The 20,636-nt window shown below is 66.9% G+C and carries 21 protein-coding genes; 11 read left to right on the top strand and 10 right to left on the bottom strand.

What is annotated here, in order from left to right; all coding sequences use genetic code 11:
- Positions 1-12 precede the first annotated feature (12 nt).
- Positions 13-1,191, top strand: coding sequence for a chromate efflux transporter (gene chrA, locus MF609_RS13240; RefSeq protein WP_242416764.1), 1,179 nt, complete (start codon positions 13-15; stop codon positions 1,189-1,191).
- A gap of 58 nt (positions 1,192-1,249) precedes the next feature.
- Positions 1,250-1,741: a TlpA family protein disulfide reductase gene (locus MF609_RS13235; RefSeq protein ID WP_242416763.1), complete on the top strand. Its 492-nt coding sequence runs from the start codon at positions 1,250-1,252 to the stop codon at positions 1,739-1,741.
- A 293-nt stretch (positions 1,742-2,034) separates the two neighbouring features.
- Here MF609_RS13235 and typA read toward each other — a convergent pair whose 3' ends face one another.
- A complete protein-coding gene (typA, locus tag MF609_RS13230) occupies positions 2,035-3,876 on the bottom strand; it encodes a translational GTPase TypA (protein WP_242416762.1) in 1,842 nt (613 codons plus the stop codon).
- Between the two features lie 402 nt (positions 3,877-4,278).
- Here typA and MF609_RS13225 point away from each other — a divergent pair, with 402 nt between their 5' ends.
- On the top strand, positions 4,279-5,472 hold the full coding sequence (locus MF609_RS13225; RefSeq protein ID WP_242416761.1) for a toxic anion resistance protein: 1,194 nt from the start codon (positions 4,279-4,281) through the stop codon (positions 5,470-5,472).
- A gap of 4 nt (positions 5,473-5,476) precedes the next feature.
- The gene (locus tag MF609_RS13220; RefSeq protein WP_242416760.1) at positions 5,477-6,175 is read left to right on the top strand and encodes an HAD family hydrolase; all 699 of its coding nucleotides are present in this window, start codon (positions 5,477-5,479) and stop codon (positions 6,173-6,175) included.
- Here the strand turns inward: MF609_RS13220 and MF609_RS13215 are convergent.
- The 6 genes from MF609_RS13215 to MF609_RS13190 form a co-directional block, all read right to left on the bottom strand.
- On the bottom strand, positions 6,153-6,668 hold the full coding sequence (locus MF609_RS13215; protein WP_242416759.1) for a hypothetical protein: 516 nt from the start codon (positions 6,666-6,668) through the stop codon (positions 6,153-6,155). The two genes, MF609_RS13220 and MF609_RS13215, sit on opposite strands and share 23 nt — an antisense overlap.
- A gap of 251 nt (positions 6,669-6,919) precedes the next feature.
- Positions 6,920-7,660 carry an energy transducer TonB gene (locus tag MF609_RS13210; protein WP_242416758.1) on the bottom strand — a complete coding sequence of 247 codons (741 nt, stop codon included), beginning with the start codon at positions 7,658-7,660 and terminating at the stop codon, positions 6,920-6,922.
- Positions 7,661-7,840: 180 nt separating this feature from the next.
- Positions 7,841-8,626 (bottom strand): inositol monophosphatase family protein, encoded by a 786-nt coding sequence (locus tag MF609_RS13205; RefSeq protein WP_242416757.1) that lies wholly within the window; start codon positions 8,624-8,626, stop codon positions 7,841-7,843.
- Positions 8,619-9,965 carry a TldD/PmbA family protein gene (locus MF609_RS13200; protein WP_242416756.1) on the bottom strand — a complete coding sequence of 449 codons (1,347 nt, stop codon included), beginning with the start codon at positions 9,963-9,965 and terminating at the stop codon, positions 8,619-8,621. Before MF609_RS13200 ends, MF609_RS13205 begins: the two co-directional genes overlap by 8 nt.
- 38 nt (positions 9,966-10,003) lie before the next feature.
- A complete protein-coding gene (gene ubiA / locus MF609_RS13195) occupies positions 10,004-10,921 on the bottom strand; it encodes a 4-hydroxybenzoate octaprenyltransferase (RefSeq protein ID WP_242416755.1) in 918 nt (305 codons plus the stop codon).
- A 79-nt stretch (positions 10,922-11,000) separates the two neighbouring features.
- On the bottom strand, positions 11,001-11,375 hold the full coding sequence (locus MF609_RS13190) for a hypothetical protein (protein WP_242416754.1): 375 nt from the start codon (positions 11,373-11,375) through the stop codon (positions 11,001-11,003).
- 84 nt (positions 11,376-11,459) lie between these two features.
- Between MF609_RS13190 and MF609_RS13185 the strand changes: the two genes are divergently transcribed.
- The 4 genes from MF609_RS13185 (at position 11,460) to MF609_RS13170 (ending at position 14,392) form a co-directional block, all read left to right on the top strand.
- Complete coding sequence (locus tag MF609_RS13185; RefSeq protein ID WP_242416753.1) at positions 11,460-11,735, top strand: hypothetical protein; 276 nt, start codon at positions 11,460-11,462, stop codon at positions 11,733-11,735.
- Positions 11,735-12,049 carry a DMT family transporter gene (locus MF609_RS13180; RefSeq protein ID WP_242416752.1) on the top strand — a complete coding sequence of 105 codons (315 nt, stop codon included), beginning with the start codon at positions 11,735-11,737 and terminating at the stop codon, positions 12,047-12,049. The genes MF609_RS13185 and MF609_RS13180 overlap by 1 nt, the downstream gene beginning before the upstream one ends.
- A 158-nt stretch (positions 12,050-12,207) precedes the next feature.
- Positions 12,208-12,951 carry a 16S rRNA (uracil(1498)-N(3))-methyltransferase gene (locus MF609_RS13175; RefSeq protein WP_242416751.1) on the top strand — a complete coding sequence of 248 codons (744 nt, stop codon included), beginning with the start codon at positions 12,208-12,210 and terminating at the stop codon, positions 12,949-12,951.
- Between the two features lie 67 nt (positions 12,952-13,018).
- The gene (locus MF609_RS13170; protein WP_242416750.1) at positions 13,019-14,392 is read left to right on the top strand and encodes a glutamate--cysteine ligase; all 1,374 of its coding nucleotides are present in this window, start codon (positions 13,019-13,021) and stop codon (positions 14,390-14,392) included.
- Here the strand turns inward: MF609_RS13170 and MF609_RS13165 are convergent.
- Positions 14,389-15,687 (bottom strand): methyltransferase family protein, encoded by a 1,299-nt coding sequence (locus tag MF609_RS13165; RefSeq protein WP_242416749.1) that lies wholly within the window; start codon positions 15,685-15,687, stop codon positions 14,389-14,391. The two genes, MF609_RS13170 and MF609_RS13165, sit on opposite strands and share 4 nt — an antisense overlap.
- Before the next feature lie 71 nt (positions 15,688-15,758).
- On the opposite strand from MF609_RS13165, the gene MF609_RS13160 reads away from it, so the two are divergent.
- Both MF609_RS13160 and ppa read left to right on the top strand, forming a co-directional pair.
- Positions 15,759-17,681: a M61 family metallopeptidase gene (locus MF609_RS13160; RefSeq protein ID WP_419723078.1), complete on the top strand. Its 1,923-nt coding sequence runs from the start codon at positions 15,759-15,761 to the stop codon at positions 17,679-17,681.
- Between the two features lie 140 nt (positions 17,682-17,821).
- Positions 17,822-18,397 carry an inorganic diphosphatase gene (gene ppa, locus MF609_RS13155; RefSeq protein WP_242416748.1) on the top strand — a complete coding sequence of 192 codons (576 nt, stop codon included), beginning with the start codon at positions 17,822-17,824 and terminating at the stop codon, positions 18,395-18,397.
- Positions 18,398-18,501: 104 nt separating this feature from the next.
- On the opposite strand, the gene MF609_RS13150 is transcribed toward ppa, so the two are convergent.
- Both MF609_RS13150 and MF609_RS13145 read right to left on the bottom strand, forming a co-directional pair.
- A complete protein-coding gene (locus tag MF609_RS13150; RefSeq protein WP_242416747.1) occupies positions 18,502-18,876 on the bottom strand; it encodes a TfoX/Sxy family protein in 375 nt (124 codons plus the stop codon).
- Complete coding sequence (locus MF609_RS13145) at positions 18,873-19,766, bottom strand: DMT family transporter (protein WP_242416746.1); 894 nt, start codon at positions 19,764-19,766, stop codon at positions 18,873-18,875. Before MF609_RS13145 ends, MF609_RS13150 begins: the two co-directional genes overlap by 4 nt.
- 121 nt (positions 19,767-19,887) lie before the next feature.
- On the opposite strand from MF609_RS13145, the gene MF609_RS13140 reads away from it, so the two are divergent.
- The gene (locus MF609_RS13140; RefSeq protein WP_242416745.1) at positions 19,888-20,526 is read left to right on the top strand and encodes a DUF1345 domain-containing protein; all 639 of its coding nucleotides are present in this window, start codon (positions 19,888-19,890) and stop codon (positions 20,524-20,526) included.
- Positions 20,527-20,636: the final 110 nt, after the last annotated feature.

Genomic DNA, 20,636 nt, shown 5'->3' with positions numbered 1-20,636 from the left:
AGGAGCGTGCCCATGGACCCTGCCCCATCCCGTCCCCCGGCCATCGGCCTGATCGCGCTGTTCGGCAAATTCCTGCGCTTCGGCTGCCTCGCCTTTGGCGGGCCGGTCGCCCAGATCGCGATGCTGCGACAATCGCTGGTCGAAGAGGAACGCTGGATCGACAAGGCACGGTTCAACCGGCTGCTGGCCGTGTTGCAGATTCTGCCGGGGCCGGAGGCGCACGAACTCTGCGTCCATTTCGGCGTGCTGGCGCGCGGCCGGATCGGCGGACTGCTCGCCGGCCTCGGCTTCATGCTGCCCGGCTTCTGCCTGATGCTGCTCGTCGGCTGGCTGTACGTCACCATCGTACAGGGCAGCGTTGCGCTCGGCGGCCTGTTGCTCGGCATCCAGGTTGCGATCCTCGCCGTGATCCTGCGCGCGGTCGTGCGGATCGGTCAGCATGTCGTCGAGGACCGGTCGCTGGCCGTTATCGCATTGGCTGCGGCAGCGGCGACGTTGGCGGGCGTCCCGTTCTGGATACCGTTGCTGGTCGGCGGCGGCATCCATGCGGCGAAGGATCGGCCGGTCGCAGCCATCACGATCGGCCTGACCGGCATCGCCGGCGCCGTCGCCGCACTGTCGATCTCCACATCGGCCCCGGTCGCAACGGCGGCAGCGCCGCTGACGGTGCTCGCCCTGTTCGTCGCCGGATTGAAGGGCGGGCTGCTGACCTTCGGCGGGGCCTATACCGCCATTCCCTATGTCCGCGCCGATACGGTCGGGCGCGGCTGGATCGGCGATGCCGCGTTCCTCGACGGGGTCGCCTTCGCCAACGTCATCCCCGCGCCGCTCGTCATCTTCGCGACCTTCGTCGGCTATGTCGCCGGCGGCCTCACTGGCGCGCTCGCGATCACGCTCGGCATGTTCCTGCCGGCCTTCGCCTTCTCGCTGATCTTCTTCGAACGGCTGGAACGGATCGTCGACGCCCCCTCGCTCCGCCACGCGCTGACCGGCGTCGCGGCGGCGGTCGTCGGCATCATCGCTGCGACCTTCGTGCAGCTGGCGCTGGCGACCGGCGGGCGGGTGGAAGCGCGGCTCGTCGCCGTCGCGCTGTTCGCCGTGGCACTGTCAATGGCGTGGCGGTTGAGGGGCGGCTGGGTGACGCCGGTCATCGTCGGTCTGGGTGCGGTGGTCGGATGGGCGGCGTTGTAGCACCGCTTGACGGCGGGAGCGGCGCGGAGAAGATTGTGCCACGGGGGAGAAACAATCGATGCGCAACTGGATTCTGCCGCTGGCCGCGTTGCTGGCGACCATGCCTGCCGCCGCGAAGGAACTGAAGGTCGGACAGCCCGCGCCGCCGATCGAACTGACGCTGGCCGATGGGACGAAGACGACCATCGCCGAGCATCGCGGCGAGGTGATTCTCGTCAATTTCTGGGCGACGTGGTGCGTACCGTGTCGCGCCGAACTGCCGCTGCTCGACGCCTATTATCGCAAGATCAGCAAGCATGGCGCGCGCGTCTTCGCGGTCACGACCGAAGGGTCGGTGCCGATCTACAAGATGAAGGCGCTGTTCGCCGCGCTCGCGATCACCCCGGCCAAGGGGATCAGGGGCATTTCGCGCGAGGTGCCGGCCGTGCCGACCAACTACATCATCGATCGGCGCGGCATCGTGCGATACGCCAAGGCGGGCGCGATGGACCTCGACGACCTCAATCGCGAGCTGATCCCGTTGTTGAACGAACGGGTGCCGGCAAGTTGATGAGGTAGCGGTCGGGCTATCCCACTCGCCACCCCGGACTTGATCCGGGGGCCCGCTTCTTCTCGACCGATGTGAGAGTCGCGAGCACGACGATGTCCGGGATGACGGGATAAGCATCTTGTTCGGAAAACGGCCCCGGAATCGCTTCCGGGGCCGCTCTCGTTTCAGTGGCCCGACGTGGCGAAGCCACGTCGTCGGTCCTTGCTGTCCGCAAGGCCGGCCGGGCGGACCTTGTTCCGCTCGGCGTAGCTGACGCTACGCCATTGCCCGGTCCGCCTGCCCGGCTCGCTCGCTCAGGCAGCCGCCTTCGCGCGCGATGCCTTCTTCCGCTCGTGCGGATCGAGATGGCGCTTGCGCAGACGGATGTTCTTCGGCGTCACCTCGACCATCTCGTCATCGTCGATATACGCAATCGCCTGTTCCAGCGTCATCTTCTTCGGCGGGGTCAGGCGGATCGCGTCGTCCTTGCCGCCCGATGCGCGGAAGTTGGTCAGCTGCTTCGCCTTCATCGGATTGACCTCGAGGTCGTCCGTCTTGGCGTTCTCGCCGATGATCATGCCTTCATACAGCGCTTCGCCATGGCCGACGAACAGGATGCCGCGCTCTTCGAGCGGACCCAGCGCATAGCCCTGTGCTTCGCCGGCGCCGTTCGAGATCAGCACGCCGTTCTTGCGGCCTTCGATCTGGCCCTTGTGCGGACCGTACTTCTCGAACAGCCGGTTCATGATGCCGGTGCCGCGCGTGTCCGACAGGAATTCGCCGTGATAGCCGATCAGGCCGCGCGACGGTGCCGAGAAGGTGATGCGCGTCTTGCCACCACCCGACGGACGCATGTCGGTCATTTCCGCCTTGCGCTGGTTCATCTTGTCGACGACCGTGCCCGAAAATTCCTCGTCCACGTCGATCACGACGGTTTCATACGGCTCGGTCTTGCCGCCATTCTCGTCCTCGCCGAACAGCACGCGCGGACGCGAGATGCCCAGCTCGAAGCCTTCGCGGCGCATCGTTTCGATCAGCACGCCCAGCTGCAATTCGCCGCGACCGGCGACTTCGTAGCTGTCGCGATCCGACGCTTCGGTCACCTTCACGGCGACGTTCGATTCGGCTTCGCGGAACAGGCGGTCGCGGATCATGCGCGACGTGACCTTGCTGCCCTCGCGACCCGCCATCGGCGAATCGTTCACCGCAAAGCGCATCGACAGCGTCGGCGGATCGATCGGCTGCGCGTGCAGCGGCTCGGTGACGCTCGTGTCGCAGATGGTGTTGGCGACGGTCGCGACGGTCAGGCCGGCGAGGCTGATGATGTCGCCCGCCTTCGCCTCTTCGACCGGCACGCGGTCGAGGCCGCGGAACGCCATGATCTTCGACGCGCGGCCGGTTTCGATGACGTTCCCGTCATTGTCGAGCGCGTGGATCGGCTGGTTCAGCTTCACCGTGCCCGAATTGACGCGGCCGGTCAGGATGCGGCCGAGGAAGTTGTCGCGGTCGAGCAACGTCACCAGGAAGGTGAACGGCGCATCGACGTCGAGGCTGGGCGGCGGGACGTGGCTGACGATCGTCTCGAACATCGGCTGCAGCGTGCCTTCGCGCGCGTCCATGTCGGTCGAGGCATAGCCGTTGCGGCCCGATGCATAGAGCACCGGGAAGTCGAGCTGTTCGTCATTTGCGTCCAGCGACACGAACAGGTCGAACACTTCGTCCAGCACTTCCTGGATACGCGCGTCGCTGCGGTCGACCTTGTTGACGACGACGATCGGCTTCAGGCCCAGCGCCAGCGCCTTGCCGGTCACGAACTTCGTCTGCGGCATCGCGCCTTCCGACGAATCGACCAGCAGCACGACGCCGTCGACCATCGACAGGATGCGCTCGACCTCGCCGCCGAAATCGGCGTGTCCGGGCGTGTCGACGATGTTGATCCGCACCGGTTCGCCACCCGCCGGCGGCACCCATTCGACCGAGGTCGGCTTGGCGAGAATCGTGATCCCGCGTTCCTTTTCGAGGTCGTTCGAGTCCATCGCGCGTTCCTCGACGCGCTGATTGTCGCGGAACGTGCCGGACTGACGGAACAACTGATCGACGAGCGTGGTTTTGCCGTGATCGACGTGGGCGATGATCGCCACGTTGCGAAGGCTCATGGTATTTCCTGGATACTGCGGGAGTGCAATTGGCCGCGCGCTTAGCGTATTTCGCACGAAACCGGAAGACCCCCCTTTGTTGCGCTGCAGCGGGCGTTGCGACGAGCAACAAGAAGGAATTGGCTCGCGCAGAGACGCGGAGGCACGGAGAGGATGCACCAAGCTCGCATCTTTCCCGCGTCAGCGGCTTCGATGCCATGGGTTCAGCGGGGAACACGTCTTCCGATCACGATCGATCCGCCCCGAACGAAACCTCTCCGCGCCTCCGCGCCTCTGCGCCTCTGCGCGAACCAACTCTCTTCTTTTTCCTCAACGACAACACCCAAACTGTATTATTCCAACAGCACACTTGAACCGCCCCCCGTTCCCCGCCATCAAAGGGACAAGACCGTTGGAGGATGTATGGCAACGCAGACGACCGAAGAGCCAGCGCTGGTGCTGACCCCGCCCGATCCGGTGCCGACGCTCGCGCCCGCCAAGGCCGCCGGGCTGGTCCCGGTCGACGATACCAAGCGCACCGAACTGCAGCGCCGCGTCGACGACTTCATCGACCAGCTGGTCGCGCAGGACGCCAACTCGCCCGAATTCGGCAAGCGGGTCGACGCGATCAGCAATCTCGGCGCGCGTGAAATCCGCGAGGCCGCCGGCCAGTCCAACCGCTTCCTCGATCGCCCGGTCAAGGCGATGGACCAGGAATCGGGCGTCGGTGCCGACCTCGCCCAGCTGCGCCGCACGATCGAGGATCTCGATCCGGGCAAGCAGGGCAATCTGCTCGAGCCGAAGAAGCTGTTCGGCATGATCCCGTTCGGCAACAAGGTCCGCGACTATTTCGACGGCTACAAGTCCGCGCAAAGCCACATCGCCTCGATCCTGAAGCGGCTGCAGTCGGGCAAGGACGAGCTGCTGATGGACAATGCCGCCATCGACACCGAACGTGCGAACCTGTGGACCGCGATGGGTCGCCTCGAACAGATGATCTATCTGTCGCAGGAGATGGACGGCAAGCTGGAGGAAAAGGCCAACGAGCTGGATCACACCGACCCGGCCAAGGCCAAGGCGATCCGCGAAACTGCGCTCTTCTACGTTCGCCAGCGCAGCCAGGATTTGCTGACCCAGATGGCGGTGACGGTACAGGGCTATCTGGCGCTCGATCTGGTCAAGAAGAACAATGTCGAGCTGGTGAAGGGCGTCGACCGTGCCAGCACCACGACGGTCGGCGCGCTGCGCACGGCGGTGACGGTCGCGCAGGCGCTGACCAACCAGAAGCTGGTGCTCGAACAGATCACCGCGCTCAACACTACGACCGCCAACATCATCGATTCGACCGGCAAGCTGTTGCGCAGCCAGACCGCGACGATCCACGAACAGGCCGCCGCCTCGACCATCCCCGTCGAGGTCCTCCAGCGCGCGTTCCAGAATGTCTACGACACGATGGACGCGATCGACACCTTCAAGCTGAAGGCGCTGGATTCGATGAAGACCACCATCGGCACCCTGTCCAGCGAGGTCGAGAAGTCGAAGGGCTATATCGCCCGCGCCGAGGGCGCGTCGCAAAACGCGCAGGGCGGCGAAACCTTCAAGCTGGAGGCGATGTAACGCGATGTCGCGCAGCGACGAGGTCCTCGAACGTGCCAACCTGACGCTGGAGCGCGCCCGCGAGCGCCACGGCGTCGTCGCCCCGCGCGCGCGGCGTCGGCGCGAGGCGGAGGTGCTGCGTCGTCTCGGCCGCATCGCTGCCGCCGATGGCGCGATCCTGCTGGCGGCGTTGGTGTTCGGCTGGTTCGTGCCGCTGGGCCTCGGCGGCGCGATGCTGGTCATGGCGCTGCTGATCGCCGCCACCGCGCTGTTCGCGCTGATGCCGGTCACCCGCGAAGTCGCGGTCGAACAACTGGTGCAGGCACCGATCAAGTCGCTACCGGCGCAGACCGAGCGCTGGCTCGCCACCCAGCGCCCCGCCCTCCCCGCGCCCGCGATCACGCTGGCCGATGCGATCGGCGTGAAGCTCGACACCCTGTCGGCCCAGCTCGCCACCCTGCCCGACGACGAACCGGCGGCGGCGGAAGTGCGCAAGCTGGTCGGCGAACAGCTCCCCGAACTGGTCCGCGGCTATCAGCGCGTTCCCGAACCGCTCCGCCGCGTCGAACGCAACGGCCGCACGCCGGACCAGCAACTGGTCGACGGGTTGCGGATCATCGACACCGAAATCGCGGCGATGACCCAGCAGCTGGCACAGGGCGATCTCGACAGCCTCGCGACGCGCGAGCGGTTCCTGCAGATCAAATATCAGGGCGAGGAATAGGGCGTTTGGCCGGCCTGGACCACACATAGCCGGTCATGGCGCCACTGACCATTCCCAGCCCTCCCATCAGGAAACAGCCAAGGGCGTCCAGCCCCAGCCAGAGCAGGCCGGCGCCTGGAATGACAAATCCGGCAATGCCGCCAGCCGCACAATACGCAAAGGTCGACTCTCTACCACGCCGACGCAAGAACAGCGCCAGCGGCAGGCCGATCAGGATGCTTGCGAGAAGTACGATCGGCGTCGTCACAAGCAGCGGCAGGATCGCCAGATGGAGCGACGCTCCTATACTGCCCGGACCGTTGATCCCTCCATCCGGCAATGACGACAGCGTGAGAAGGATCGTGAAGAACAGCGGCATCGCCGCCGCAGTAAAGCTGCCGGCCAATACCGCCTTGCAGAACCGTATGAACATGAAGCCTTGCATCATGTTATGGAACGCGGCGCAATGCCTGCCCGAATCCATGATGGCAAAGAGCTGTGGCCTTGCCGTCATTCCCGCGAAGGCGGGAATCCATACCCGCCGACGAAATTGATGGAGTCATGACCGATGCGTTTATGGCTCCACGCATTGTCGAGGTGGCGTAGGCGACGCAGAAACCATTTTCCTACACTGCCCCAACCGCCTTACCCTTCGCGCGGCTCTTTCTCACCGTCGATCCACCGCGCCCCGCCACATGCGAATGCTACGCAACAACGCAAACACGCCACTAGTGTGAACTTTGTGAACTTTGGCCCCAAACCGCGCTATTCGCGGTCGCGCTCCACGTCCCAATAATGTCGCTGCACCATCACCGACGGCACCGGCCGCCCCCGCCCGTCCAGCGATGGCCGGAACCGGAAGGCACGCTCGACCTGCCGACAGGTTGCGGCATCGATAGCGCGATTGCCGCTGGAGCGCATGATCTGGCACTCGCTGGCCCGCCCGTTGGTCTCGACGATGTACCGCACCTCGACAGACCCTTCGAAGCCGTTCTCCTCCAGCTCCGGCGGCAACCGCGCGCCCTGCAACGACCCGCCGATCTGCTCGGGCGGCGTATCGCCCCCGCCGCTCCCGTCGCCATCCCCCTCGCCACCGCTGCCAAGGCCATTGCCGACCCCGCCCGCGCCGGTCCCCGGCCCGACCATATCGGTCGCACCCGACGACGCATCGTTGCCCGGCCCGGCAACCGGCGCGGTCACGACCGGCGGCGGCACCGGCAGCGGGACGACCGGCGGCGTGGCGACGATCTCGGTCGCCTTGGACCGGATGTTGGGGGGAGCCGCGCGTCCCTCCGGCCGCCCCTGCCGCACGACCTGCGGCACCGGCGGCGGGGGTGGCGGATCGGGCGGCGGCGGCAATATGTCGAACGTCGCCAGCGCACTTTGCGCCGTCCGCGCCACGTCCACCCCCAACCCGACGATCAGCGCCCAGCCCAGCAGCACATGCAACGCGACGGTCACCACCATCGCACCGATACGGCTTCTATCTGGCAAGGTCGTCGTCATCGCCATCGTGCTGGCACAACGCCGATGAATGGCGGGTGATCCTTCTACATACCCGATCGCCCCCGCCCCAAACGTCACCCCAGCGCAGGCTGGGGTCTCCCGGTTGGCTGGCGGGGCAGGAGCCGCGAGAGACCCCAGCCTGCGCTGGGGTGACGATCGTGGCTGTGTGAAAGAAGCGGCCTACCGCTTCCCCAACGCCACGATCGCCCGCTCGCGCAGCCGCTCCACCGCCGCGCCATGGATGCCCGGCGCCGCCGCCATCACCCCGAAGAATTGCGGGCGGGGCTGGTTGAAGCGCAGCTTGCGCCCGATCGCGTCGGTCACCGTCGCCCCCGCCTCGCGCGCGATCAGGATGCTGGCTGCGACGTCCCATTCATTGCCCCAGCGCAGCGTCGCGAGGAAGTCCGCCTCTCCGCTCGCTACCATCGCCATGCGCAGGGCGATCGAATTGGGCTTGGCCACCATCAACAGGTCGCGATCCGCCTTGGGCAGGGCGTCGACTGGCGTCCGGCTGCCGGCAAAGTCGACGCGCGGGCTGACCGCCAGCCGCGCGCCGTTCATCCGTGCCCCCTGCCCCGCCGCCGCCGTCCAGCGCTGCCGCCGCACCGGCGCGTCCAGCACCCCGATCACCGGCTGGCCATCCTCGATCAGCGCGACCGACACCGCCCAGCCGTCGCGCCCGCGAATATAGTCGCGCGTGCCGTCGATCGGGTCGACGATCCACACCTGCCGACGCGCCAGCCGAATCGCATCGTCGGCCGTCTCCTCCGACAGCCATCCCGCCTCGGGCAGCAACGCGCTCAACCGCTCGCGCAGCAACCGGTCGACGCTCAGATCGATCTCGCACACCGGGTTGCCCGGCGCCTTTTCCCATGTCTGGAAATCGCCCCGCCAACTGGCCAGCGCCAGCGCGGCCGCTTCCCCGGCGATCGCCGTTACCTGTTCGAGCAGCGCCGGATCAGCCACCCGCCACCGTCATGCCATCGACCCGGATGGTCGGCACGTTGACCCCCTGCCGATGCTCCAGATCGCCCGCCGCGCGCATCGACAACAGCATCGGGCGCAAATTGCCGGCGATGGTGATGCCCGATACCGGCCGGGTGATCTCGCCCTTCTCGATCAGGAAGCCCGACGCTCCCCGGCTGTAATCGCCGGTGACGCCGTTGACCCCCTGTCCGATCAGTTCGGTCAGCAGCACGCCGCGCTCGATATCGTCGATCAGCGCCGCGACGCTGCCTGCCCCGCCCGCCAGATGGACATTGCCGGTCGTGACCCCCGGCGGACCGCTCAAGCCCCGCGATGCATGACCGGTCGGCTCCAGCCCCAGCTGCCGTGCGGACGCGCTGTCCAGCAGCCAGGTCTGCAGCACCCCGCGTTCCACCAGCGCCATCGGCGATACCGGCAGCCCCTCGCCATCGAACGGCCGCGCGCGAAGCCCATGCGGGCGATGCGGATCGTCGATGATCGACAGCCCCTCGGGCAGGATCGCATGGCCCAGATGCTCGCGCAGAAAGCTGGTCCCGCGCGCGATCGACGGGCCGGAGATCGCGCCCAGCACATGGCCGATCAGGCTGCCGCCGACGCGCGGGTCGAACACGACCGGCATCGCGCCGCCGTCGATCTTCACCGGGTTCAGCCGGGCGACCGCCCGCTCGCCCGCGCGCCGCCCGACCGTCTCCGGTGCTTCGAGCATGGTACGGTGCCGCGCCGAATGATGGGCATGGTCGCGCTGCATTCCCGCGCCCTCGCCCGCCAGCACACTGGCCGAAATGCCGTGGCTGGTGACGGCATAGCCCTGCGCGAAGCCATGACTGGTGGCGAGCGCGACGATGGCCCGGCTATAGCCGGCCGACCCACCCTCCGAATTGCTGACCGCGGCGACCGACCGCGCCGCATCCTCGACCGCCATCGCCGCCTCGCGCAGCAGTTGCGGGGCGACCTCGCCGCCATCGTCGAGGTCGAGCAACGGCGGCGCGCCGTGCAGCAACCGTTCCGCCGGGGCGAGGCCCGCCCAGCGATCCTCCGGCGCGGCGCGTGCCATCGCCACCACCCGCTCGGCCAACGCGGCAAGGCCCGCTTCGGACAGGTCGGAAGTGGAGACGCTCGCCGAACGCTGCCCGACGAACACGCGCAGCCCCAGTTCGGCCCCTTCCGACCGGCCGACATCCTCCAGCTGTCCCAGCCGCACCGACACGGACAGCGCGGTATCGGCGACCAGGATCGCATCGGCGGCATCGGCACCACATGCACGGGCGCGGGCGATGGCGGATTGGGCGCGGTCGGTGGCGGTCTGGGGATCGAGCATGGGGGCCAGATGGGAAGCCTTGGGCGTCACGGCAACGCTCATGCCGCCTGCCCCACGGTCAGCAGCCCCAGGAACAGTAGCAGCCCGGCATCGCGGTTCGACCGGAAGCGGCGCAGCGTGTTGGCGCCGTCCGCCGGCTTCAGCGTCGCGACCTGCCACATCAGGTGCAGCGCGGCGGGCAGCAGCGCGAGCAGCGCCAGCGGCGTCGGAAACACCCGCCACACCGCGCCCGCCCAGCAGGCGACGGCAACTACGTAGAGCAACGTCACTCCCGGCCGCACCTTCTGCCCCATCGCCCGCGCGGAGGAACGCACCCCGACCATCGCGTCATCCTCGATGTCCTGGCACGCATAGATGGTGTCGTACCCGATCACCCACGCGATCGCGCCCGCGTACAGCAACGCGAGCGGCGTCCAATCCTCGACCGCCATCTGCGCCCAGGCAACCGGCGCGGCCCAGGAAAACACCATCCCCAGCCACGCCTGCGGCCACCAGGTGATCCGCTTCATGAACGGGTACGCAGCGACCAGCACCAGGCTGCCCAGCGCGACGATGGCGGCGATGAAGTTCAGTTGCAGCAGGACGACGAAGCCGATCAGGCTGAGGATCACCAGCCACGCCCATGCCGCCCGGACCGACACCGCCCCGCTCGCCAGCGGGCGGTTCGCGGTGCGCGCCACCTGCCGGTCGAGATCGCGGTCGACGATATCGTTATAGACGCAGCCCGCGCCGCGCATCGCGATGCTGCCGAGCAGGAACCACAACAGCATGTCCCACCGCTCGACCGCCCGGCCCGATAGCGCGATCGCCCATGCACCGGGCCAATAGAGCAGCCACCACCCGATCGGCCGGTCGAACCGCGCGAGCAGCGCGAACGGCCGGGCCGCCGCCGGCAGGACGGCGATCAGCCCGCGATGTTCGGTATCGGCGACGTGCGGAGAGGCTGGCGATGACATGTCGCCCCTGCTGCCACGGACCGACCGGCTTGCACAGGGCGTTCGTCGGTCGCCACCGTCCAGAACCGCTTCCTTCGGTTCAGGGGCTGAACACCCAGGCCTCCGCTTCCGCCATGGTCGCGAAGAAGGCCGCGTTGTCGCGCGCGGTCAACCGCCGGATCTGGATGCGCGCCAGTGCTGCGTCCGCGATATAGGCCAGCCGCCGCGACCGGGCGACCGGGTTCTCCAGCATCTCGGCAAAGGCCGCGACCGCGTCCTGCGACTGGATTTCGACCCCGCGCGTGTCGCAGATGCTGATATGCTGCACGCCGTGCAGAAAGGGCCGCAGCCGGGCGATGTTGCGCGTGATATCGGCGGCAAAGCCATGCACGTCGTCGACGGTAAAGAATCCGGTGATCGCCATGCGCAGCAACAGCCGGGACGGTTCGATCGATACGGTCCAGCTCGCTTGCATGATTTTACCCTAGCGCTCAATTCGTTAACGGACCATCGGCATGTCACGTGGCGACACCGGGAAAAAGGCGATACAGGGTACGCCATGGACCTGGACCAGCTTATCGCCCATTATTTCGGCACCACCGATCCTGATGCAGCCGACCCGGCCGCCTTCGACACGGCGCGCGAGCGGATGGCGATCGACTTCGGCGTGGAGCGCGATCCGTCGCGCCGTTTCGCGCTGTGGACGCTGATGGACGCCTTCGGCTTTGCCCCGCCCCCGGCGGAGGCGTTCGAGAAGCATCCCAAGCTTCGCGCCGCGGCGGAGCGCTATCTCGACGCCGCCTATCGGGTCGAACGCGACGGGACGCCCGACTGATGCCGTGGGTGCTGCTTACCATCGCCGGGCTGCTGGAGATCGTCTGGGCCTATTATATGAAGCTGTCCGAGGGCTTCTCCAAACCCTGGCCGACGCTCGCCACCTTCGTCGCGATGTTCGCCAGCTTCGGCCTGTTGTCGCTGGCGATGAAGCAGCTGCCGCTCGGCACCAGCTATATGGTGTGGACCGGCATCGGCGCGCTCGGCGCGTTCGTGGTCGGCATCGCGTTGCTGGGGGAGAGCGTGACGCCGATGCGGCTGGTAGCGGCGGCGATGCTGCTGGGTGGGTTGGTGCTGATGAAGCTGGCGTCGTGACCGCCCCATCGTCATTCCGGCGCAAGCCGGGATCCATGGAAACGGGACATTGCGCCTCGATAGAGAACGTCTTTATCCATGGATTCCGGCCTTCGCCGGAATGACGCTGATGGGGGCGGTGGCCTGCCCAATCCTGTCCTACCTGCTATAGCGTCCTCATGCCCGCTACCCCCGCCTGGCCGCCCGATTCGTCGCCCCGCCTGTTCGTCGACCAGCCGCTGTCCGAACACGCTCGCATCCGCCTCGACGGCGCGCAGGCGCATTACCTGCTGTCGGTGATGCGGGTGAAGGACGGCGACATCGTCCGCCTGTTCGACGATGCGACCGGCGAATGGCTCGCCCATGCGACCGAGGTGCGCAAGCGCGACCTGACCCTCGCCGTCGCCGACCATCTTCGCCCGCGCGAAACCGTGCCCGACCTGTGGCTCTGCATCGCCCCGACCAAGAAGGGCCGGATCGACTGGGTGATTGAAAAGGCGTGCGAGCTGGGCGTCGACCGGATCGTGCCGGTGCTGACCCGGCGGACGGTGGTCGACCGCCTGAACCTCGATCGCCTGCGCGCGCACGCGATCGAGGCGGCGGAGCAATGCGGCCGCACGGCCCTCCCCGCGCTCGCCGAACCGGTCAAGCTGCCCGCCCTGCTGCGCGACTGGCCGGCCGAGCGCGCGCTGTTCTTCGCCGACGAGACCGGCGGCGTCCCCGCACTGGCAGCCATGCGCGCCCGCCCCGGCCCGGCGGCGATCCTGATCGGGCCGGAGGGCGGCTTCGATCCGGAGGAACGCGATTCGATCCGTGCCCATCCCCAGGCGGTAGGCATGGCGCTCGGCCCCCGTATCCTGCGTGCCGAGACGGCGGCGGCGGCGGCGACCGCGCTGTGGATGGCGGCGGCCGGCGACTGGTAGGCGAGCTTTGCCCCTATCAATGACAGCCCCCTAGCGCGGCCCGTCCGCGCGGCGTATGGGCGCGACCATGAGCACAAAGACCGTTTCGGACAGCAACGCAGCGGTCATCGACGACCGTTCGCAACTGATCGCCTATTTCGCCGGGGGCGAGAAGCCTGCCGAGCGGTGGCGGATCGGCACCGAGCATGAGAAATTCGTCTATCGTACCAGCGACCATGCCGCCCCATCCTATGACGAACCGGGTGGCATCCGCGACCTGCTCGCCGGCCTCGAACGCTTCGGCTGGCAGCCCGTGCTGGAGGGCGGCAAGGTCATCGCGCTGAGCGGCAAGGACGGTTCGGTCAGTCTCGAACCCGCCGGGCAGTTCGAACTGTCGGGCGCGCCGCTCGAAAACCTGCACCAGACCTGTGCCGAAACCGGCCGCCATCTGGATCAGGTGAAGGCGGTCGGCGACGAACTCGGCCTCGGCTTCCTGGGGCTGGGCATGTGGCCCGACAAGCGGCGCGACGAGCTGCCGATCATGCCCAAGGGCCGCTATGGCATCATGCTCAACCACATGCCGCGCGTCGGCAGCATGGGTCTCGACATGATGCTGCGCACCTGCACCATCCAGGTGAACCTCGACTATGCGAGCGAAGCCGACATGGTGCAGAAATTCCGCGTGGGGCTGGCGCTGCAGCCGCTCGCGACGGCGCTGTTCGCCAACTCGCCGTTCACCGACGGCCTGCCCAACGGCCAGCTTTCCTATCGCTCGCACATCTGGTCCGACACCGATCCCGCGCGTACCGGCATGTTGCCGTTCGTGTTCGAGGACGGCTTCGGCTACGAACGCTATGCCGACTATGCGCTCGATGTGCCGATGTATTTCGTCTATCGCGACGGCAAATATATCGACGCCGCCGGCCTGTCGTTCCGCGACTTCCTGAAGGGCGAGCTGTCGGTCCTCCCCGGCGAGAAGCCGACGATGGAGGATTGGGCCGACCACCTTTCGACAGCCTTCCCCGAAGTGCGCCTAAAGACCTTCCTCGAAATGCGGGGCGCGGATGGCGGACCTTGGGGGCGCATCTGCGCGCTGCCGGCGCTGTGGGTCGGGCTGCTCTACGACGGGCAAGCGCTCGACGCCGCATGGGACCTTGTGAAGGGCTGGTCGATCGAGGACCGCCAGCAACTTCGCGACAGCGTGCCCGCGCTCGGCCTCGACGCACCGCTGCCCGGTGGCGGACGCTTGCGCGACGTCGCCGGCGAGGTGCTCGACATCGCCGGCCGGGGCCTCAGCGCCCGCCGTCGGTTGAGCGTGTCGGGGGAGGATGAAAGCGGCTTCCTCGAACCGCTGCGCGAAGTCGTGCGCTCGGGCAAGGTGCCGGCGCAGATATTGCTCGACAAGTTCGCCGGCGAATGGGGCGGCGACCTGTCGAAGGTCTACGGCGAATATAGTTTCTAGCTTTCCGTTCCCCCCCGCACCGGGGAGGAACGGAACAGCTTCGTCACCAACCCGCGCCGCACCATCCAGTCGCTATACGCCCGGTACGCCGGGTCCTGCCCCAGATGCCATTCCTCGGTCTTGGCGCGCCAGTAATAGACCCCGCTGACACAGGCCAAAATCGCGGTACTGCGCGCCGCCGAGGTCCAGCTGTCCGCCGTCGTCAGCACGGGAATGGTCGAAATCCACCAGAACAGGTTCTTCGACAGATAGGCCGGGTGCCGGCTGAACGCATACGGCCCATGCGTCAGGATGCCGCGATGCGTCAGGTTCGAAAACCGCAGGCCGAATGCCATCGTCGCCCACGCATAGATCGCGGTCAGCCCGACCAGCACCGCCCCCACGATCCACAGCAGCACGGGATAGTCTGCGAACCAGTAGGTCCAGTCCGCCGTCCCCGGATGGTAATCGAGTGGGCCACCATTCGCCATGAGGATGAACGGCGGATAGCAGATCAGCGCCGCCGACCATCCGGCCGCATAGGGCGTCGCGCTGCGGATATGGGTGTCGAGCGGCCGCATCGCGAGGATATAGCCCGCCGTCGCGAACGCGACGTCGATCACGAACATGAAGGTGATGAGCCAGTTGGCCAGCGGCACCGGCCCGGTCAGCACGGCGGAGCGCTGCGTCCGGATGAACTCGCCGAACCCCGGGGGCACGATGGCGAGCATGAAGACGAGGAAGAACGCCTTCACTGCCCAGCCCCGCAGATGGTTGAAGATGGCCTCGCGGTCGATCGGCTCGTCGAGGTGCATCGCCCACGCACCCAGCGCCCAGCAGCCATCTTTCGGTTCGACGAGCCGCCGGTCGATCCACAATATGTACGGGATCGACAGCACGAACAGCGGCACCGACGCCCAGCCGAACACCCACATCGAAAAGGCGAACCCGCCCTCCCAATAGAACCGCCCGGTGGCATAGATCGCCGCGATCAGGCCCCAAGTGATCCACAACCCGGCCAATTTGGTCAGGCTGATCTCGACCGTCTCGCGCCACGGCCGCACGTTCGTCCAGTCGATCCCGGTCGATGGGTTGCGATGCACCTTGTCGACCAGCAGCGACCACAGCACCATCGGCAGCGCGCAGGCCGCGACGTTGACCAGCGCGGCATAGGGCCCGTCCATCCCGTAATGCCACGCCACCGCAACCCAGGCGAGCAGCCCGGCCAGCCCGGCAAGTCCCACGCCCGACGATACCGCCGATGGCGGTCGCTGGTCGGGTTCGGCTTGCGCGCTGATCGAGTTAGGCTGATACATGGGCAATCCGCTACACCCGGGATGGTAAGCATCCGGTGAAGCATATCCTTTTCCAAAGGAAGTATCTGCCCTTGCGTATCGTTCTTGCCGCGTTGCTGCTGACCACCACCGCCCTTCCCGCCGCCGCACAGCAGATCAACCCGCCGGGCAACACCCTGCCCCAGCCGACACCGATCATCGACACCGTGCCCGCCGCGCGCGACGTGGATTATCCCGGCACGATCAAGCTGGACGTCGATGCGACCGACACGGTGCAGGGCATTTTCCGCGTGAAGGAAACCATCCCGGTCGCCCGTAGCGGCCACATGGTGCTGCTCATGCCGAAATGGCTGCCGGGCAAGCATGGGCCCCGCGGCGAAATCGAGAAGCTGGCCGGCCTCGTCGTGCGTGCCAACGGCCGCCAACTTCCCTGGACCCGCGACGTGCTGGACATGTTCGCCTTCCACATCGACGTGCCGACGGGCGCGAAGAACCTCGACGTCCAGTTCCAGTTCCTGACCGCCACGCAGGGCGATCAGGGCCGGATCGTCGTCACGCCGGAAATGCTGAACCTGCAGTTCGAATCGGTCAGCCTCTATCCCGCCGGCTATTACACCCGCCGTATCCCGATCGAGGCGAGCGTGCGCTATCCCGCCGGCTGGACCGCCGCGTCGGGCCTGCCGTCGAAGGTGCAGGGCGGCGTCTATCGCTATGACCGCACCAGCTACGAGACGCTGGTCGATTCGCCCGTATTCGCCGGCAAGTACTTCAAGCGCTTCCCGCTGACCGATCGCGTCGGCCTCAACGTCGTTGCCGACAAGCCGTCCGAACTGGCCGCCACCCCCGAACAGATCGCGGCGCATACCCGGCTGGTCGAACAGGCAGTGAAGCTGTTCGGCGCGCAGCATTACGACAAGTACGAATTCCTGCTCTCGATCACCGACAAGATGGGATCGATCGGCCTCGAACATCATCGTTCGTCGGAGAACGGCGTCGATCCGGGCTATTTCACCGACTGGAATGCGGGACCGGGCGAACGCAACCTGCTGCCGCACGAATTCACCCATAGCTGGGACGGCAAGTTCCGGCGCGGGGCGGACCTGTTCACCCCCGATTTCCGCACGCCGATGCGCAACTCGATGCTGTGGGTCTATGAGGGGCAGACGCAGTTCTGGGGCTATGTGCTGCAGGCGCGTTCGGGCCTGGTGTCGAAGCAGGATACGCTCGACGCCTATGCCGACATCGCCGCCGCATTGGACGCACGAGAGGGTCGCCAGTGGCGCCCGCTGAGCGACACCACCAACGATCCGGTCATCACCGCGCGTCGTCCCAAGGGCTGGGTCAGCTGGCAGCGGTCGGAGGATTATTACAACGAAGGCCTGCTGGTGTGGATGGAGGTCGACTCGATCCTGCGCAAGCAGTCGGGCGGCACCAAGTCGATGGACGATTTCGCCCGCGCCTTCTTCGGGGTGCGTGACGGCGACTGGGGCGTGCTGCCCTATACGCTGGCGGATGTCATCAAGACGCTGAACGGCATCCAGCCCTATGACTGGGCCGGCTTCCTCGACCGGCGCCTGAACGCCCGTACCGACCGCGCGCCGATCGACGGCTTTGCCGCCAATGGGTATCGCATCGTCTATACCGACACCCCGACGCCCTACCTGAAGGGCCGCGAGAAGAGCGGCGGCGGCGTGTCGCTGCCCTATTCGCTGGGCCTTACCGCCAATAAGGACGGCAAGGTCGGCAGCGTGATGTGGGGCAGCCCGGCGTTCAAGGCGGGCTTCGAAACCGGCACCACCATCATCGCGGTCAATGGCACCGCCTATACCCCCGACCGGCTGCGCGACGCCGTCGGCGCGGCCAAGGGGTCGAAGGACCCGATCCGCCTGACCGTCCGCATGGACGATGCGGTGCGCGAGATCGCCATCCCCTATAACGAAGGCCATCGTTATCCGCGGCTGGAGAAGATCGGCGATGGCGAAAACGGCATCGACCGGCTGCTCGCCGCCAAATGAAAGGCGACCCATCCGGTCCCAGATCGGGACCGGATGGGCGCGTCCGTAACGATTCCAAGGAAAAGCGGCTTTTCCGTTCGTGAATAAACGGTAAAGGGCGCGTCTACCGCGCTGCAGCGTGTGATGAGGGAGTAATAACAATGCGCATCGACATGGTGCCGGTCGGCGACGATCCGCCCAAGAGCCTGAACGTCATCATCGAAGTGCCCACCGGCGGCGAACCGGTGAAGTATGAATTCGACAAGGCGTCGGGCGCGCTGTTCGTCGATCGCATCCTCCACACGCCGATGCGCTATCCGGCCAACTACGGCTTCGTGCCGCATACCCTGTCGCCCGACGGCGATCCGCTCGACGCGCTGGTCGTGTCGCGCTCGCCCTTCATTCCCGGCTGCGTCGTTCGCGCGCGTCCGATCGCGGTGCTGAACCTCGAGGACGAAGCCGGCGGCGACGAAAAGCTGGTGTGCGTGCCGGTCGACTCGACCTTCCCCTATTATAGCAATGTCGGCGAAAAGGCCGATCTGCCGGAGATCGTGTTCGAACAGATCGAACATTTCTTCACCCACTATAAGGACCTCGAAAAGAAGAAGTGGGTCCGGATCGGGACGTGGGGCGGGGCCGAGGAAGCCAAGCGCATCACGACCGAGGCGATCGATCGCTATAACGAGGCGAAGGCCAAGGGCGAGGAACCGCACGAATACGACGTGCCGGGTCGCTGATTTGAGCTCTGGGGGATACACTTGACGATCCCCCATTCTTCGTCACCCCGGGCTTGACCCGGGGTCCCGCTTCTTCTCGACGGAAGGGAAAGCGGGACCCCGGATCAAGTCCGGGGTGACGCCTGATCGCGCTGCTTGCGCTTCTTCACCGGCGCGCGCCGCCCGGCCTCTACCGCCAGCACCGCCCATTCGCGCAGCGCATCGGCATCGTCGAGCACGTCGTCCGGCGCACGACGATAGTTCATCGTCGCGATGCTGCCGTCCTTGCGCTCCATCGAAAACCGTTCCGCACCGGCGGCATCCCAGGTGACATCGCTCTCCGCATCGGCCTTGAACCAGAGCGTATCGTCACCGACGATCGCGAACACGGTGCCGTCCAGATACAGCGTGGCGCCGCCCATCATCCGCCGCCACGTCACCTGCCCGAGCGGGGCGAGCGACTCCTCGATCCACGCCAGCAACCCTTCGTCCGCGCTCATGCCCCCGCCTCGCTCTGCACCGCCGGCACCCGTCGCCGGACCGCGACGATGCACCCTGCCACGATCAGCAGCGCACCGACCACCGTATAGGGTGAAACGGTCTCGCCGAACACGATCCACCCGGTGATCGCCGCCCACACGAACGCGCTATATTCGACCGGGGCCAGCACCTGCGCCTCCGCCCGCGCATAGGCCCAGGCCAGCGCCATTACCGATGCGATATTGAGCAGCGCCGCCCCTATCAACGCGCCCAATTGCGACGGTGCCGGCACCGCAACCAGCCACGGCGCTGCGGGCAGCAGCATCGCGCCGATGACGAGGCTGGAGAACAACGCGACCTCCAGCGGGTCGGCGGCCTGCGCCTGTTGCCGCAGGAAGATCAGGCTGGCGGCATAGAGGATCGACGCCGCGACACAGGCAAGGCTGCCTAGCACCGCCTGCGTCGATGCGTCGGCCTGCACCTCGCCCGCCGCGATCGCCAGCACGCCGACCGACGCGACCAGCGACCCGATGATCGCCGCACGGCGGATCGTCTCGCCCAGGAACAACGCGGCCAGATACAAGGCGATCAGCGGCGCGAGGAAGGTCAGCGCCACGCCCTGCGCCATCGGCACTCGTGCGAGGCCCCAGAAGAACAGCACGACCGACGCCCCCGCTGAAACGCCGCGTCCGATATGCAGCTTCAGTACGCCCCATGCCGGCCAGCGCCGCCCGCGCGCCACGAATACGACGGCACACAGCACCGCCCCGGCCACCGACCGCCACAGCACGGCGTTGTACGCGCCGCTGTCGATCGACAACTGCTTCATCAGCGCATCCATGACCGTATAGACCATGATCCCGGCCCCCGCGACGAGGAAGGCGCGCAGCGAGGACGGGGCGGCGGACATGCGGACCTCTCCAGTTGGGGATGGTGGCGTTGCTGTCGCGTAGCCCGTCCAACGAAGCAACCTTATCCTCCCCGTGCCGGTGAGGATTTGCAAGCCAGACCACCTCCGATACACCGCTCCCATGTCCCTGCATCTCGGCCAGCGTCTTGCCCCTGCCCGCTTCGTCGCCTTTGCCGCCGTCGCGGTCGCCGCCGGTTGCTGGACGGTGCCCGCACTTGGCTGGCGCGCCGGCATCCCGCTGGCGTTCGACATCGGGGCAGTCGTGTTCCTCCTGTCGTGCGTGTCGCTGCTGGGTGCCTCGGCCGAGCGGATGCGGGAGGCGGCGGTCCGCAACGACGCCAATCGCGGGCTATTGCTGATCCTGTGCGCCGCGATCGCCATCGTGCTGCTGACAGCGATCGCGATCGAACTGGGTCAGCGCGGCGCGCCCAGTACCGGAATCGTCGTGCTGGTAGTCGCGACGCTGCTGCTCGCCTGGACCTTCGCCAACACCATCTATGCGCTGCACTACGCGCATCTGTTCTACACTGCCGACGAAGCGGGCAAGGACAGCGGCGGGATCGACATGCCCGGCACCTACGAACCGGATTATTGGGACTTCGTCTATTTCGCCTTCACGCTGGGCATGACGTTCCAGACGTCGGACGTGTCGATCACCTCGCGCACGATGCGGCGTACGGTAACCGGCCATTGCCTGATCGCGTTCGTCTTCAACCTAGGCGTGGTCGCGTTCAGCGTGAACGTGCTGGGGGGATCGTAACAAGCCCCGGCCACCCCGTTCACTTCGAGCTTGTCGAGAAGCCTTCGCTCCGGGCGAAGCGTTCTCGGCGGACGCTTCTCGACAGGCTCGAAGCTGCTCGAACCGAACGG

It is taken from the genome of Sphingomonas panni (assembly GCF_022664435.1).
Taxonomy (GTDB): domain Bacteria; phylum Pseudomonadota; class Alphaproteobacteria; order Sphingomonadales; family Sphingomonadaceae; genus Sphingomonas; species Sphingomonas panni.
Note: the sequence above shows the minus strand (reverse complement) of the source record. Positions and strands in the feature narration are given on the sequence as shown.

Bases quoted from the DNA above. Each gene is read 5' to 3' on its own strand.
- MF609_RS13190 (WP_242416754.1), bottom strand. From the start codon at position 11,375: ATGCAAGCGAGCTGGACCGTATCGATCGAACCGTCCCGGCTGTTGCTG.
- MF609_RS13140 (WP_242416745.1), top strand. From the start codon at position 19,888: ATGTCCCTGCATCTCGGCCAGCGTCTTGCCCCTGCCCGCTTCGTCGCC.
- MF609_RS13150 (WP_242416747.1), bottom strand. From the start codon at position 18,876: ATGAGCGCGGACGAAGGGTTGCTGGCGTGGATCGAGGAGTCGCTCGCC.
- MF609_RS13200 (WP_242416756.1), bottom strand. From the start codon at position 9,965: ATGCTCGATCCCCAGACCGCCACCGACCGCGCCCAATCCGCCATCGCC.
- ppa (WP_242416748.1), top strand. From the start codon at position 17,822: ATGCGCATCGACATGGTGCCGGTCGGCGACGATCCGCCCAAGAGCCTG.
- ubiA (WP_242416755.1), bottom strand. From the start codon at position 10,921: ATGTCATCGCCAGCCTCTCCGCACGTCGCCGATACCGAACATCGCGGG.
- typA (WP_242416762.1), bottom strand. From the start codon at position 3,876: ATGAGCCTTCGCAACGTGGCGATCATCGCCCACGTCGATCACGGCAAA.
- MF609_RS13175 (WP_242416751.1), top strand. From the start codon at position 12,208: ATGCCCGCTACCCCCGCCTGGCCGCCCGATTCGTCGCCCCGCCTGTTC.
- MF609_RS13165 (WP_242416749.1), bottom strand. From the start codon at position 15,687: ATGTATCAGCCTAACTCGATCAGCGCGCAAGCCGAACCCGACCAGCGA.
- MF609_RS13170 (WP_242416750.1), top strand. From the start codon at position 13,019: ATGAGCACAAAGACCGTTTCGGACAGCAACGCAGCGGTCATCGACGAC.
- MF609_RS13210 (WP_242416758.1), bottom strand. From the start codon at position 7,660: ATGACGACGACCTTGCCAGATAGAAGCCGTATCGGTGCGATGGTGGTG.
- MF609_RS13215 (WP_242416759.1), bottom strand. From the start codon at position 6,668: ATGACGGCAAGGCCACAGCTCTTTGCCATCATGGATTCGGGCAGGCAT.
- MF609_RS13235 (WP_242416763.1), top strand. From the start codon at position 1,250: ATGCGCAACTGGATTCTGCCGCTGGCCGCGTTGCTGGCGACCATGCCT.
- MF609_RS13185 (WP_242416753.1), top strand. From the start codon at position 11,460: ATGGACCTGGACCAGCTTATCGCCCATTATTTCGGCACCACCGATCCT.
- MF609_RS13145 (WP_242416746.1), bottom strand. From the start codon at position 19,766: ATGTCCGCCGCCCCGTCCTCGCTGCGCGCCTTCCTCGTCGCGGGGGCC.
- chrA (WP_242416764.1), top strand. From the start codon at position 13: ATGGACCCTGCCCCATCCCGTCCCCCGGCCATCGGCCTGATCGCGCTG.
- MF609_RS13220 (WP_242416760.1), top strand. From the start codon at position 5,477: ATGTCGCGCAGCGACGAGGTCCTCGAACGTGCCAACCTGACGCTGGAG.
- MF609_RS13225 (WP_242416761.1), top strand. From the start codon at position 4,279: ATGGCAACGCAGACGACCGAAGAGCCAGCGCTGGTGCTGACCCCGCCC.
- MF609_RS13180 (WP_242416752.1), top strand. From the start codon at position 11,735: ATGCCGTGGGTGCTGCTTACCATCGCCGGGCTGCTGGAGATCGTCTGG.